Source organism: Brevibacillus sp. AY1 (genome assembly GCF_029870785.1).
In the GTDB taxonomy this organism is placed as follows: domain Bacteria; phylum Bacillota; class Bacilli; order Brevibacillales; family Brevibacillaceae; genus Brevibacillus; species Brevibacillus invocatus.
Genome location: NZ_JAFLPN010000001.1, coordinates 26,829 through 40,997 on the forward strand (window position 1 = coordinate 26,829; position 14,169 = coordinate 40,997).

13 protein-coding genes are annotated in these 14,169 nt (G+C 49.2%); 11 read left to right on the forward strand and 2 right to left on the reverse strand.

The window, feature by feature from the left end:
* The first annotated feature begins 98 nt into the window (after nt 1-98).
* Together tgt and yajC are read left to right on the forward strand one after the other, a co-directional pair.
* The gene (tgt, locus tag JZI27_RS00155) at nt 99-1,229 is read left to right on the forward strand and encodes a tRNA guanosine(34) transglycosylase Tgt (protein WP_122907319.1); all 1,131 of its coding nucleotides are present in this window, start codon (nt 99-101) and stop codon (nt 1,227-1,229) included.
* Nucleotides 1,230-1,248: 19 nt separating this feature from the next.
* Nucleotides 1,249-1,563, forward strand: coding sequence for a preprotein translocase subunit YajC (yajC, locus tag JZI27_RS00160; RefSeq protein ID WP_122907318.1), 315 nt, complete (start codon nt 1,249-1,251; stop codon nt 1,561-1,563).
* A gap of 158 nt (nt 1,564-1,721) precedes the next feature.
* Here yajC and JZI27_RS00165 read toward each other — a convergent pair whose 3' ends face one another.
* The gene (locus JZI27_RS00165) at nt 1,722-2,123 is read right to left on the reverse strand and encodes a TIGR04086 family membrane protein (RefSeq protein ID WP_122907317.1); all 402 of its coding nucleotides are present in this window, start codon (nt 2,121-2,123) and stop codon (nt 1,722-1,724) included.
* Nucleotides 2,124-2,252: 129 nt separating this feature from the next.
* On the opposite strand from JZI27_RS00165, the gene corA reads away from it, so the two are divergent.
* Both corA and JZI27_RS00175 read left to right on the forward strand, forming a co-directional pair.
* The gene (corA, locus tag JZI27_RS00170) at nt 2,253-3,230 is read left to right on the forward strand and encodes a magnesium/cobalt transporter CorA (protein ID WP_280206157.1); all 978 of its coding nucleotides are present in this window, start codon (nt 2,253-2,255) and stop codon (nt 3,228-3,230) included.
* A 67-nt stretch (nt 3,231-3,297) separates the two neighbouring features.
* Complete coding sequence (locus JZI27_RS00175) at nt 3,298-4,011, forward strand: DUF421 domain-containing protein (RefSeq protein WP_280206158.1); 714 nt, start codon at nt 3,298-3,300, stop codon at nt 4,009-4,011.
* Nucleotide 4,012: 1 nt separating this feature from the next.
* On the opposite strand, the gene spoVB is transcribed toward JZI27_RS00175, so the two are convergent.
* Nucleotides 4,013-5,599, reverse strand: coding sequence for a stage V sporulation protein B (spoVB, locus tag JZI27_RS00180; RefSeq protein WP_280206159.1), 1,587 nt, complete (start codon nt 5,597-5,599; stop codon nt 4,013-4,015).
* Between the two features lie 87 nt (nt 5,600-5,686).
* On the opposite strand from spoVB, the gene JZI27_RS00185 reads away from it, so the two are divergent.
* The 7 genes from JZI27_RS00185 (at nt 5,687) to dtd (ending at nt 14,153) form a co-directional block, all read left to right on the forward strand.
* Nucleotides 5,687-5,923 carry a post-transcriptional regulator gene (locus JZI27_RS00185; RefSeq protein WP_122907313.1) on the forward strand — a complete coding sequence of 79 codons (237 nt, stop codon included), beginning with the start codon at nt 5,687-5,689 and terminating at the stop codon, nt 5,921-5,923.
* Between the two features lie 173 nt (nt 5,924-6,096).
* Nucleotides 6,097-7,335 carry a protein translocase subunit SecD gene (gene secD, locus JZI27_RS00190; RefSeq protein WP_280206160.1) on the forward strand — a complete coding sequence of 413 codons (1,239 nt, stop codon included), beginning with the start codon at nt 6,097-6,099 and terminating at the stop codon, nt 7,333-7,335.
* A complete protein-coding gene (gene secF / locus JZI27_RS00195; RefSeq protein ID WP_122907311.1) occupies nt 7,325-8,254 on the forward strand; it encodes a protein translocase subunit SecF in 930 nt (309 codons plus the stop codon). The genes secD and secF overlap by 11 nt, the downstream gene beginning before the upstream one ends.
* 123 nt (nt 8,255-8,377) lie before the next feature.
* Nucleotides 8,378-10,732 (forward strand): single-stranded-DNA-specific exonuclease RecJ, encoded by a 2,355-nt coding sequence (gene recJ, locus JZI27_RS00200; RefSeq protein WP_280206161.1) that lies wholly within the window; start codon nt 8,378-8,380, stop codon nt 10,730-10,732.
* A gap of 12 nt (nt 10,733-10,744) precedes the next feature.
* On the forward strand, nt 10,745-11,257 hold the full coding sequence (locus tag JZI27_RS00205) for an adenine phosphoribosyltransferase (protein ID WP_122907309.1): 513 nt from the start codon (nt 10,745-10,747) through the stop codon (nt 11,255-11,257).
* Nucleotides 11,258-11,475: 218 nt separating this feature from the next.
* Nucleotides 11,476-13,647: a RelA/SpoT family protein gene (locus JZI27_RS00210; protein ID WP_122907308.1), complete on the forward strand. Its 2,172-nt coding sequence runs from the start codon at nt 11,476-11,478 to the stop codon at nt 13,645-13,647.
* Nucleotides 13,648-13,715: 68 nt separating this feature from the next.
* Nucleotides 13,716-14,153: a D-aminoacyl-tRNA deacylase gene (gene dtd / locus JZI27_RS00215; RefSeq protein ID WP_122907307.1), complete on the forward strand. Its 438-nt coding sequence runs from the start codon at nt 13,716-13,718 to the stop codon at nt 14,151-14,153.
* Nucleotides 14,154-14,169 lie beyond the last annotated feature (16 nt).

The following is a 14,169-nucleotide window of genomic DNA, read 5'->3' on the forward strand; positions in this document are numbered from 1 at the left end:
AAATGCTTATACATTGAACAGGCTAGTGGGTTTACTTCAATGCGAGATTTTCTTATAATAGGAAAGACTTACATACATAGCTCGAGGAGTGCAATCATTTGGCTGTACGCTACGAATTGATCAAAACTTGCAAACAAACCGGTGCACGACTTGGCAAGCTGCATACCCCGCACGGAACGATCGATACCCCTGTCTTTATGCCGGTCGGTACACAGGCAACGGTAAAGACGATGAGTCCGGAAGAACTGAAAGAGATGGGTGCTGGAATTATCCTCAGCAACACGTACCATCTATTTCTGCGGCCAGGTCACGAAATCGTGCGTGAAGCGGGCGGACTACATGGTTTTATGAACTGGGATCGGGCTATTTTGACTGATTCCGGCGGCTTTCAGGTGTTTTCCCTCAGCAACTTACGCAAGATTACCGAAGAAGGCGTGTCTTTCCGTTCTCACTTGAATGGAGAAAAGCTGTTCATTGGACCAGAAGAAGCGACCCAGATTCAAAATGCTCTGGGGGCGGATATTTTCATGGCTTTCGACGAGTGCGCCCCTTATCCGGCGGAGTACGATTACGTCAAGCAGTCGATGGAAAGAACCACACGCTGGGCAGAGCGCTGCCTGAAAGCGCACACACGCCCAGAGGATCAAGCTTTGTTTGGCATCGTGCAGGGTGGCATGTTCAATGACCTGCGCGCGATCAGTGCACGTGACCTCGTATCCCTTGATTTTCCGGGATATGCGATCGGGGGCTTAAGCGTTGGAGAGCCTTTCCCCTTGATGTACGAAGTATTGGAGAACACAGTACCGCTGTTGCCGACAGGCAAGCCGCGTTATTTGATGGGTGTGGGTTCCCCGGATGCATTGATCGAAGGTGCTATTCGCGGAATCGATATGTTCGACTGCGTTCTTCCTACACGGATCGCACGCAATGGGACATGCATGACAAGCCAGGGTAGATTGGTGATTCGCAATGCAAAGTTCGCGCGTGACTTCACGCCGTTGGACCCGAATTGCGATTGCTATACCTGCAAGAATTATTCACGCGCTTACATCCGACACCTGGTCAAGTCGGAGGAAACCTTTGGTATTCGTCTCACCACCTACCACAACCTGTATTTCCTGGTGAAGTTGATGGAGCAGGTACGTCAGGCTATTGCCGAAGATCGTTTGCAGGATTTCCGCGACCAGTTTTTCGCTCAATATGGATTGGGTGGAGATAGATCTTTTTAATTGAGGGGGCTACATATTTATGGACAGCTTGGCGAATTTTTTACCGATTATCATCATGTTTGCGATCTTCTACTTCTTGTTGATTCGTCCTCAACAAAAAAAGGCGAAGCAGCGTAATGCTATGCTGTCTGCCTTGAAAAAGGGAGACAAGATCGTTACAATTGGTGGCATGCACGGAACGATTCAGGAATTGAACGACGACTCCGTGACATTGCGTATAGCTCATAATGTGAATGTCACGTTTGATCGTGGAGCGATCAACAACGTGGTTTCCTCCAATAACAGCGAACCAGCACCAAGCAAAACAGAAGAGGTTAAAGAAGAAGCGAAATAATGCAAAAGGGAACACCCGTGGTAGAACCAGCTACGTGGGTCGTTCCCTTTTTTATTTGTTCGGATGATGCTAGACGCCCATTTTTGAGATAGCTGCCAAGACGACCAGAAAAACGCAAAACGGCATAGCCGAATAGCTATACCGTCTGCCAATCACGATTAACGCTTGGGCTTGAATCCCTTCGGCTTATGACTGGAATGAGCCGAATTGACGCCAAGAATACCACCTATTCCCGCAATCACGAAGGCGCCGAGAAAGTACAGCAGCGTCTCCCAATGCATCGGTGCATCGAATCCAAGGAAGCCGATCAGAAGCACGAACAAGAAGTAGCATAGCCCGGTCAAACCACCGTAATACCAACCTTTTTCCCCGCGTCGGCGTCCCGTAACAAAACCACCTGTCAACAAGCCGAGGATATTGATGACATACGTAAAATAGGGCAGGGAACTTTCACGCATGCTAGTAAAACTAAGAAGCAAGGTGGCTAGCAGCGCTCCTGTCAAGACGAGACCGAGCGTGTACATGAGTCCAGTCAGTACAGAGGTGGAAGTACTCCGCACAGTATTACCCCCTTACTGGTCAAGTTTGTACCATCTATATGAGAGGCTTGGTCAACCTATTCATCTTCGCGTTGAACATTGCAAGGAATTTTCGTATGATGGATGGGAATCGGACGGGAGTGAGAAAAAATGATTAAAACCTATTTTTACAATCACTCAGAGCAGAAAATGTTTCATGATGTTGACCTATCGACAAAAGACGAATGGTTGAAGTCGCCCGAAGATTTGCTCTGGATTGATCTGTATGATGTGGGGAACCAGGAGCTTCCCTTCATCGCAAAAATATTCGACTTCCATCCTTTGGCAATTGAAGATTGCTTGCACGTTAGTCCGCGTGCAAAGGTTGATAAGTACGATGACTATTACTTCTTCGTTTTCCACGCACTGCGCTACAATGAAGAAAGTGATAACGAGATTACGACTGTAGAACTGAACGTTTTCCTCGGCCCGAATTACATCGTCACCATTCATAAATCTCCGATGAACAGCATTGGCCGGATTGCAGCTGTGAGCCACCGCAACAATTCCTATTTGAATCGCGGGCCTGATTATCTACTTTATGCGATTGTGGATGGCATTACGGATGAGTACTTTCCGATCATCGACAGGATCAGCGTGCGGATCGATGAGCTGGAAGACGAGATTTACGAGCATCAGATGGAAGAAATCACGGAAGAGTTCCTGGCATTGAAACGGACGATCATTTTGATTCGCCGCGTTATCATGCCCCAGAAGAGGATCTTCGCCAACGTGAATGGGCGCTATTCATTTGATATATCCGAGGAAAACGTACCGTTCTACACAGACCTGACGGATCACCTGGAGAGGATTTCAGACTCTACAGAGACGTTCCGCGATCTGGTAAATGGTGCACTGGACACGTACTACACGATCATCAGCGCCAAGACGACGGAAACGATGCGCGTGCTGACGATGATCTCTACAATCATCCTGCCTTTGACTTTTATTACAGGGCTATTGGGGATGAATACTTTTAGCTGGCTTGGAGTAGAAGCAGAGCCCTACATGCTTGTGATCGGTGTTGCGATCATGCTGGGTATGACGTTTACCATGCTGCACATCTTTCGAAAACGCAAGTGGTTGTAATTGGTGCTTATAGTTGTACGCTTCCCGCACAAGAATAGGAACAAGTTCTTAGCGGGGGGCGGATGCAGTGGATCATTTAACCGGGTTGTTGTTACGTACCCTTTTTTCCTATTTTTTCATCCTGGTGCTATTACGTCTCATGGGAAAAAGAGAATTGGGTAAAATGTCGGTCTTTGACGTCGTCATCTCGATTATGCTGGCGGAGATGGCTGCGTTGTCCATTGAAGAGTCCAATACACCGCTCATACAGTTCTACTTACCGATGCTGCTCATTGGTTTATTGGAAATCACCTTTGCGTATCTATCGCTGAAAAGCAAAAAAATACGTGATATTGTGGACGGGTCTGCGGACATGATCATCGAGAACGGACAAATCCGGGAAGATGCCATGCGCCGCAACCGTTTGAATATGGATGATCTGATGGTCCATCTGCGACAAAAAAACGTGAAAAGCATAGCTGACGTCGAAATTGCAATGCTGGAGCCGACAGGGCAGATGAGTGTCTTCTTGAAGCATGACCAGGAGACATTGACCAAGGGGGATCTCGGAATCAAGCCCGCGCAGCCTGTTCAGTCAGTCACGTACAAGGGCTTGCCGATTCCTTTGATTCTGGATGGCAAGGTGCGTCCAGAGGCGTTGCAAAAAATTGGTCAAAACGAGCTGTGGTTGAAGCGGGAGATTCGCAAATACGGGATCAAGGAAATCAGGGATGTCTCTTTTTGCAGCATCGATGATCAGGGAATCGTCTATCTGGACAAAAAAGACACGCCGCGAAAATAACTTAGCGGCGTGGGAAAAATACGGCGAGCTGTTCTCCGATCCAGGGGATACGTTTAACATCTTGTTTGCCTAAAACACGTAATGCGATCAACAGGAGCAAATAGAGGCAGCAGCTAACCGGCACGCTGACGAGTAGGCTTGAGGCTACCGTTGTGCCCTGCAGCCAGTGATGGGTGATGTAGGAACCTGAGTAGCCCATGACCAGCATGGTAGCTCCAATTTTTGAGAACTCCAAAATATCTACCGTAAAGCCGATTTTTTTTGTGAGGCTGGCAAAATGCAGTAATGTGACCAATGTGATCCCAATGTTTAGCGCGATCACGGTCCCGTATATGCCAAAGCCTGGCTGAGAAGTGAAGACGAACATGGCGAGGATCTTCACGATCGCGCCAATCAAGGTGTTGCGAAATACGACCTGAGCGTAATCCAGTCCCTGCAGGGCCGCAGCCAGTGGCGCCTGAAAAAACAGAAAGACGGAGAAGGGTGCTAGACCCTTTAAGATGATCCCTACCTCTTGATATTGGCTGCCGTACAGAAGGGCGCAGATAGGCTCTGCGAACACGGTCAGCAATACCGTGCAAGGTGCTCCAATAACGAGTGTAATGCGCATGGCTTGATAGATGCGCCGATGCACGAGTGGAGCATTTTTTTGATAGGCCGCTTCCGCAACAGCAGGAACCAGCGAGACAGACAAGGAATTGGTTAAAAACGTTGGAAACAGCAAAAGTGGGACGGCCATGCCGGCAAACTGTCCGTAGAGTCCTGTAGCATCAGAGATGGCGTATCCTGCGATGACCAACGCAAACGGGACGATCATCGGTTCCAATACGTAGGCGATGGAGCCGATCACCCGACTCATGGTGACTGGCAAGGCCACGTGAACCAGCTGCCGCATGCTGGATGTACTTGCCGTGACTCTGGTCAAAAACGTTCTGCCCAGCATCTGCGCGGCAGTTTTGCGACTTCCTTTGCGGTATTGCCAGAAGATGTACAAAAGCCCGGCCGCTTCTCCGAAAATAATACTGGCTACAGCGCCAGCGGTTGCATACTCAATCCCGGAATCAAGAAAGGTCATAGTCATTACGGCGACCAATGCCATGCGTACGACTTGCTCCAGCAGCTGGGAGACAGCAGTAGGGATCATGTTTTGCTTGCCCTGGAAGTAACCTCGCAGCACCAGTGAGATACTAGCGATAGGAATGATTGGGATGGCGGCCAACATCACAATATGAGCCCGCTTGTCTGCAAACAGGAGAGCAGCAAGCTGTTGGGAGAAGAAGAGAAGCAAAGTACATACAGCCAGGCTGATACCGCTCGCAAACAGTAACGAGACGAATAGAAAGCGGCGCGTCTGTCGATGATCCTTGGCGGCTTCCGTCTCGGCGACCTGTTTGGCAATCGCCACTGGCAGGCCAAACGTTGTCACTGTAATGAGAAAGTACAGAAGTGGCACAACCATTTGATAAAGTCCCATTCCTTCTGCGCCGATAATGCGAGAAAGAACAATTCTGTGGGCAAAGCCGAACAATTTCGTCACGCCGCCAGCCAGGATGAGGATAACCGTTCCGTAAAAAAAGGACTGTCTCATGGAAGGCTCCTTTGCAAGGTTAAATGTACTCCATACAGAATATGGACGTGCTGATGCTGGCATGACTACTTTGAGGGGGAAACGATGATGGATGAAGCGATCAAGCAGGAATGGTTTTTGCAAGTGGAGAGTCTTTGCCAAAGTAAGGCAGAAGAATTTGCTCTGCTCGGATATGAAAATGTAACTTCGCAGGATGTATGGGAGTGCGTCTCGCAAGGGTACAAGGAGATTCCAGCCATGCATCGGATGGTAAACGACATTCTTTCCCTGAAGCCGAACAAGTACATGAATTACCTGATGATCCAAATGTATAAAAATTCTTAGTGAAACTTTTAAATCGCCATTTCGTACATCATCTAGATGCGCTTTACGAGGAGATGGTTACCATGATTCGCCTAGCCTGCAATAATTGACACTTTTTTTCATCGTTCGCTATAATGGGCATATTGGTTTTCGTCTAGGACGGGACCCTTTTAGGAAAGAGGGGTATTACTACAATGGTGAAATGGGGAAGATTCGTCCTGTTCTTGGTGGTCGTGGCATTGTTGGGTACGTTAATGACAACAACGACCAAAGATGTAGCAGGAAACATTACGCTCGGTCTTGACCTGCAGGGCGGGTTTGAGATTTTGTACGAGGTAGAGCCTCTAGAGGCTACGCATAAAGTTGACATTGAATTGCTCAAGGCAACTGCGTACATGATTGAGAAACGGATTAACATCGGTGGGGTTGCAGAACCAGTCATCGAAACCGAATTACCCAACCGCATTCGGGTAAAAATCGCTTCACAGTCTGCTGATCAGGACAAGCTTCGGGAGCTGATTGGTAAGCCCGCTGTACTTACTTTCCGCGATGAGGCGGGAAACATTATTTTGCGCGGTAGCGATCTCGCTCCCAACGGCGCTGCTGTTGGCTATGATGAACTGAGACGACCGTTGGTAACAATCAAATTCTCTGAACCGAAAAAATTGGAAGACGTAACTCGTGCAAACCTGCACAAGCGCATGGCAATCTACCTGGATGAGAACATGCAGACCAATCCGACAATCCAGGCTGTCATCACAGGCGGTAGTGCTCAGATTACGGGCGATTACACACAAGAATCGGCACAAGAGCTAGCTGACTTGCTCAACTCCGGTGCCATGCCCGCTAAGCTGATTGAAAAACAGATAACCTCTGTTGGAGCTTCTCTTGGTAAAATTGCCTTGGAAAAAACAGTCTATGCCGGATATATCGGTGGAGCATTGATCATCATCTTCATGCTTCTCGTATACCGCATGCCAGGAATGATCGCCAATATCACATTGGCCGGGTTTACTTATTTCTGTCTGGTCGTGCTGGATTGGATGGATGCAACCCTCACATTGCCGGGGATTGCCGGTTTTATCCTGGCGGTAGGGATGGCAGTAGACGCCAATATTATTACCTACGAGCGCATTCAGGAGGAGATTCGTTCAGGCAAGACGATCCTTTCTGCCTTCCGTGCAGGTGAGCGCCGCTCTTTGGTGACGATCCTTGATGCGCACATTACGACATTGATTGCGACAGGGGTATTGTTCTACTTCGGTACAAGCTCCATTCAGGGCTTTGCCATCGTGCTTGCCATGACACTCATTGTAAGTATTATTACGAACGTGTTCGGGTCTCGATTCCTGCTCTGGCTGGTAATACGCTCCAACATGTTTAAAAAGCCGTTCTGGTTCGGAGTAAAGGAGAGTGAGATCGGTGAGCTTTGATAATGAACACACTGTCATCCGATTTGACATCGTAAAGAATCGCCGGAAGTTCTTCCTGTTCTCCGGTATTATTATCATCGTTGGATTGTTGTTCTCTCTGATTCAGGGTTTTAATCTGGGAGTTGACTTTCAAGCGGGGACTCGCTTGGATATCTACGTGGGCAAAGAATTTAACCCTGCTGACATTGAACAAATTTTGAAAGAAAAAGTGCCGGAAGCCAAATTTTCTGCGGTAACGCCTTATGGTACGCATCAAGCGTTCACACGTTTTGACCAGACCGTGCCATCCGATACCATGATGGTGATCGAACAAGCTTTGAAAGATAAATACGGTGATCAGGTAACCAAGCAGGTAGCGACCGTTGATCCAAGTATTGCGCAAGAAATGGTGAAAAAAGCTGCGATTGCAGTATTGATCGCATCACTGGGGATTATCGTGTACATCGCGTTCCGCTTCCAATGGCTGTTTGGTGTAGCGACAGTAGTGGGTCTCGCGCATGACGTGATTATTCCGATCGCTTTGTTCTCAATGCTTGGCCTGGAGGTAGACATTACCTTCATCGCTGCGATCCTGACCATCCTGGGTTACTCTATCAACGACAAAATCGTTATTTTTGACCGGATTCGGGAAAATCTAAAAACGATGAAGTCCAAAACCGTTGATGAATTGGAGCACCTGGTAAACGTTTCTCTATGGCAGACCATGCGTCGTTCCATCTTCACAGTCGCAACGGTATTTTTCACCGCTATGGCAATTGCCATCCTGGGTAGCGAAAGCATTCGCAACTTCTCGCTGGCATTGGTATTTGGTCTGGTAAGCGGTACCTATTCTTCCATCTTTATCGCGGCTCAAGTGTGGGTCAACCTGAAAGAACGCAATATGTTAAAGAAAAAACGTACGCCTTCTAGTCCGAATTAAAAGGATTTTATGAATGCCGCGGGGAACTCCCCGCGGTTTTCGCCTTTTTTTCCCGAACAATGGCTCGCTATTGTCAGTCTGCCTCTCGATCCACTATAATGAATGAGGATTGGAGGAACGCCCATGCTGAAAGCGAAAACACGCTGGCAACTAGCCAGCTACGATGAGCATCTGGCTGCGAACCTTGCAGCAGAAACCAAGTTGACTCCTCTCGTATCCAAGCTATTGGTGATTCGTGGCATCCACACACCAGAACAAGTGCGTGACTTTCTGCAGCCGGGACCGGAGATGTTTTACGATCCATACCTGCTAAACGGCATGGAGAAGAGTGTGCACCGTATCCTGCAGGCGATTAAACGCCAAGAGCCAATCTGCATTTATGGAGATTACGATGCGGATGGCGTCAGCTCAACCTCGTTGATGGTACACTTGTTTCGCCAAATGGGCGCAGTGTTTGACTACTATATTCCCAACCGTTTTACAGAAGGCTATGGGTTACATAAAGAGGCATTGGCCCATCTGCACAATAGCGGATTCAAGCTGATTGTCACGGTAGATACAGGGATTAGCGCAGTTGAGCAGGTGGAATATGCCAACCGGTTAGGTCTCGATGTCATCGTGACAGACCACCACGAACCTCCGGCTGTGATTCCGGAGGCATTTGCAGTGATTAATCCCAAAAAACCGGGTTGTACCTATCCATTTGACATGCTCGCAGGAGTGGGGGTTGCCTTCAAGCTGGGGCATGCTTTACTTGGAGAAGCACCGCTCCATCTGGCTGACTTGGCTGCTCTGGGTACAATCGCCGATCTGGTTCCCTTGGTCGACGAAAACCGGATATTGGCAAAAGTAGGATTGCAGCGTTTGAACCATACGGAGAATCCGGGGTTGCAGGCATTGATACGCGCCTGCGGACTCTCTGAAAACGAGCTGTCTGCTGGACATGTGGGCTTCGCATTAGGTCCACGTCTGAATGCAAGTGGTCGCTTGGAGACGGCAGCGGCGGCGGTCAAGCTGTTGGTCACGGAAGATGCCCAGGAAGCGGACGAATGTGCCGTGACGCTGGACAATCTCAACCGTGAACGGCAGGAATTGGTTCAGCAGATGACGGAAGAAGCAGTTGAAATGGTAAAAAGCCAATTTCCCCCTGATCAAAACCATGTCCTCGTCGTTGCAAAAGAGGGCTGGAATGTCGGGGTAGTGGGGATCGTAGCTTCCCGGTTGGTCGAGATGTTTTACCGACCGACGATCGTGCTTGGAATCGATCCGGAAAAGGGTACTGCCAAGGGCTCAGCACGCAGTATCACGGGCTTTGATATGTATGAAGCGTTAACGGCTTGTAAAGAATGGCTTCCCCATTACGGTGGTCATACGATGGCGGCAGGTATGACTTTGCCTGTAGAGAATCTGGGGCTGTTGCGAGAAAAGCTAAATGAGCTGGCAGGTCAGTGGCTCGGCGCCGACGATTTTATACCGTTGACGAAAGTGGATGTGGCCCTGGAGCCGGAGGAGGTAAGCATGGATGCCGTTGAGCAGCTGGCCATGCTAGCTCCCTACGGCATGGGGAACCCGACGCCTCTCGTCATGCTCCGTGATATGGAAACGGCAGGGATGCGCACTATCGGACGGGACGAGAATCATTTGAAATGCACCTTGACGAGATCGGGGAACAACATCGATGCGATCGGTTTCAACTGGGCGCATGTCACGCGGCAGGTGACGCCCAAAGCAACGTTCCACGTACTGGGTGAATTATCCGTGAATGAGTGGAACGGCAATCGCAAGCCACAGATGACGATCCGCGACCTGACTGTACCGCACCGTCAGATATTCGATTGGAGGGGCAGCAGGGACAAGGTCGATAAATGGAAGCAGCTCATGTCAGAGCCTGATTCCCTCACCTTGGTGTTTCGCCAAGAAAGTCACGAAGTATTGTCTGGATTGATAACGGAGGAGCAGCGGAGCTTTGTTCGACTGGTTGCTGCGAATGTAGGCGAGCCGGGAAGCGAGGGGGGCCGCCGCACGCTGATACTCTACGATTTGCCCAGACAACGCTCGGCTTTGCAGGCTATTATTCCAGTCTGGAATGAGGCGGAACGCATTTACTGCCTGTTTGGCGACCCTGATTTGGGGATGGAGCGCCTGCATTGCCCAGGTCGTGAGCACTTCAAGCAGCTCTATCAGTTTTTCATGCAAGTGCCTGTTGTCCGCCATGAGCATCTGGATGCACTCGCGAGAAAGCTGAATTGGAAGCGTCCGCTCTTGGATGGCATGCTGGACGTATTCGCTGAGCTGGAATTTATTATTGCGGAAGCGGAGCAATACCGTTTCCGTCCTGCAGCCGACAAAAGACCGCTGGAGAGCTCTCGTATTTATGCATCGTGGAAGGAAGAAGCCGAGCTGGCGACAGAACTGCTTCTGTCATCATCGGAAGGCTTGATTCAAGTGTTTCACCAAATGGTGGAACCTGTCACTTAGGAGGAGTTATTGATGGATTTTAAACAATACATTCGCGTTATTCCCGATTTTCCCCAACCAGGCATTCGCTTCAAGGATATTACGACTCTGCTCAAAGATGGTCCTGCTTACCATGCGGCGATTCAGGAGCTGGCGGTATTCGCTCGCGAAGTGCAGGCTGATGTCATTGCGGGTCCGGAAGCGCGCGGTTTTGTGGTAGGGGCGCCGCTTTCCTATGAAATGAAGATCGGCTTTGTTCCGATCCGTAAATCTGGCAAGCTGCCCTATGAGTCTATCAAGGCTGACTACAACCTGGAGTACGGAAAAGATGCGCTGGCCGTTCACGTGGATGCGATCACACCGGGTCAACGTGTACTGATCGCTGATGACCTTTTGGCGACAGGCGGTACCATCGAGACCACCATTCAATTGATCGAGCAATTGGGCGGAAAAGTCGTAGGTGCAGCATTCCTGATTGAACTGAGCTATCTCGACGGACGCAACAAAATGGGTGACATCCCAGTAAAATCCTTGATTCAATACTAGATCGTTCCAAGAAAGCGGGCCTTGTGCCCGTTTTTTTTTTTTTTGCGCGTACTTCTTACTTTTACCGGGGAAATCACCTTTACAACCCGAACGACTTAAAAGATAATAGGATGAAATAGAATTGATTCCGCTTTGTAAAGTTTCCATGAAGGAAGGACCAGCTTCTTCGAAAGGCTTCATTATACGCTTTTTCTATGAGAGGATATGGGAAGGGAACTATGATTACGGGTATTGATGAGGTAGTAAAAAAGGCGAGCACGTATCTATCACAAGATGATTTGGACATGATTAAACGTGCTTATGAACTGGCAAACAAAGCACATGAGGGTCAAATACGCAAATCAGGCGTTCCTTATATCATGCATCCGATCGCAGTCGCGGGTATCCTTGCAAATTTGCACATGGATGCGGTGACGATTGCTGCGGGATTTTTACACGATGTAGTAGAAGACACACCGGTGACACTGGAGGATCTCCGGGATCAGTTTGGGCCGGACGTGGCGCTGCTGGTTGATGGTGTGACCAAGCTGGAGAAAATCAAATACAAGTCCAAAGAAGAGCAGTTGGCTGAGAACCACCGCAAAATGCTGGTAGCGATGGCCCAGGATATTCGCGTCATTATGATCAAGCTGGCTGACCGCCTTCACAATATGCGAACCTTGCGCCATATGTCTGAGGAAAAGCAGCGGGAGATTTCCGACGAAACGCTGGAGATTTTCGCTCCATTGGCGCATCGTTTGGGGATTGCGTCTGTGAAGTGGGAGCTTGAAGATACCTCCCTTCGTTATCTGAACCCGCAGCAGTATTACCGGATCGTCAACCTGATGCAAAAGAAACGGGTTGAGCGTGAAGCGTACTTAAATGAAGCTTCAGCTACGATCAGGGAGAAGCTCGGGGAACTGAGTATCGAGGCCGAAATTTCGGGGCGTCCGAAGCACATCTACAGCATCTATAAAAAGATGACGAAGCAAAACAAGCAGTTTAATGAAATTTATGACCTGCTTGCTCTTCGTGTTATTGTGAACGACATTCGCGACTGTTACGCGGTCCTTGGCATTGTGCACACCTTATGGAAGCCCATGCCTGGCAGATTCAAGGACTATATTGCCATGCCCAAGACCAACATGTACCAGTCTCTCCATACGACGGTCATCGGACCCAAGGGCGAGCCTTTGGAGGTTCAGATTCGCACGTGGGATATGCACCAGACAGCAGAGATCGGGATTGCTGCACACTGGGCATACAAGGAAGGCAAGAACGTCGTGCAAGGCACGTTTGCCGAAAAACTGGGCAATTTGCGGGAAATGATCGAGGGTGGTTCCGAGGAAGCACCAAATGCTCAGGAATTCATGGAAAGCCTAAAGCAGGATTTGTTTTCCGATACGGTCTTTGTCTTTACGCCGAAGGGCGATGTGGTGGAGCTGCCAAAAGGCTCTGTTCCTCTCGACTTTTCGTATCGCATTCACTCAGCGGTCGGTAACCGGACGATTGGAGCCAAGGTAAACGGAAAGATTGTTCCGTTGGATTATGCGATGAAGACGGGCGATATCGTCGAAATTCTCACGTCCAAGCATTCGTACGGACCCAGCCAGGACTGGTTGAAAATGGCCAAGTCAGCGCATGCCCGCAATAAAATTAAACAATGGTTTAAAAAAGAAAAACGAGAAGAGAATGTCGCAAAAGGCCAGCAAATGGTTGAATCAGAAGTGAAGTCGCGCGGCTTTGACGTCAAGGAAGCGATGGTCGAAGCCAACCTGAAAGAAGCAGCGGCACGCTTCAATTTTCAAGGATCTGAAGACATGTTTGCAGCGGTTGGGTACGGAGGCATTACCGCTTCACAAATCGTGACGCGACTGGTAGACAAGTTGCGCCGTGAGCGTGAAGAGCAGAATCCGGTCATTCCAGAAATAAAGCCGACCCCTTCCTCTCAAAATAAGAGAAGTGAATCCGGCGTCAAGGTTCGTGGGGTAGACAATCTGCTGGTTCGTATCTCCCGCTGCTGTACACCCGTTCCAGGTGATCAGATCATCGGCTTTATTACACGCGGCAGAGGCGTTTCTGTGCATCGTCTGGACTGTCCCAACATTGCGACCGAGGATTGTTCGGAGCGCTTGATCGACGTGGAATGGGATACGGAGTTCAAGCATAATTTCAATGTCGATATCGAGATTACTGGAAACGATCGGAGTGGACTCTTGAACGATGTGCTGCAGGTAGTGGCGGAAACCAAAACCAATATCGCAGCGGTCAGTGGCAAGGCAGATAAAAACCGGGTCGCCACGATCCACATGACGATCTCGATCAGCAATATCGACCACCTGCAAAAAGTGGTAGAGCGGATTAAACGCATCAAGGATATTTATTCGGTTCGCCGGATATTAAGCACCTGATCTCCAAGAGGATCGGGTGTTCTTCTTTCATTTCGTAAATGGGTGTGGCTATAGGAGGATGAAACAGGATGAGAGTTGTTGTTCAGCGAACGCGAGAAGCAAGTGTGACGGTAGCGGGAGATATGGTCGGGAAAATTGATCACGGCTTGCTTTTGCTGGTTGGGATTACACACGAGGATAGCGAAAAAGACGTCGATTTTGTCGCGGACAAGGTGGCAAATCTGCGGATCTTTGAAGACGAGGATGGGAAAATGAACCACTCTGTACTGGAAACAGGCGGGCAAATCTTGTCTGTCTCCCAATTTACGTTGTATGGAGACTGCCGGAAGGGAAGACGTCCCAATTTCATGAGTGCTGCGAGACCTGAGCAGGCAGAGCCCTTGTACGAGCTTTTCAACAGCAAATTGCGCGAGAAGGGCTTGCTTGTAGAGACAGGCCGCTTTGGTGCGATGATGGATGTACGTCTCTTAAACGACGGTCCCGTTACCTTGATCGTAGAATCCTAAAAGTTCTGATAAGGGA

Bases quoted from the DNA above. Each gene is read 5' to 3' on its own strand.
- corA (WP_280206157.1), top strand. From the start codon at position 2,253: ATGATTAAAACCTATTTTTACAATCACTCAGAGCAGAAAATGTTTCAT.
- JZI27_RS00205 (WP_122907309.1), top strand. From the start codon at position 10,745: ATGGATTTTAAACAATACATTCGCGTTATTCCCGATTTTCCCCAACCA.
- secD (WP_280206160.1), top strand. From the start codon at position 6,097: ATGGTGAAATGGGGAAGATTCGTCCTGTTCTTGGTGGTCGTGGCATTG.
- JZI27_RS00185 (WP_122907313.1), top strand. From the start codon at position 5,687: ATGGATGAAGCGATCAAGCAGGAATGGTTTTTGCAAGTGGAGAGTCTT.
- recJ (WP_280206161.1), top strand. From the start codon at position 8,378: ATGCTGAAAGCGAAAACACGCTGGCAACTAGCCAGCTACGATGAGCAT.
- spoVB (WP_280206159.1), bottom strand. From the start codon at position 5,599: ATGAGACAGTCCTTTTTTTACGGAACGGTTATCCTCATCCTGGCTGGC.
- dtd (WP_122907307.1), top strand. From the start codon at position 13,716: ATGAGAGTTGTTGTTCAGCGAACGCGAGAAGCAAGTGTGACGGTAGCG.
- yajC (WP_122907318.1), top strand. From the start codon at position 1,249: ATGGACAGCTTGGCGAATTTTTTACCGATTATCATCATGTTTGCGATC.
- JZI27_RS00210 (WP_122907308.1), top strand. From the start codon at position 11,476: ATGATTACGGGTATTGATGAGGTAGTAAAAAAGGCGAGCACGTATCTA.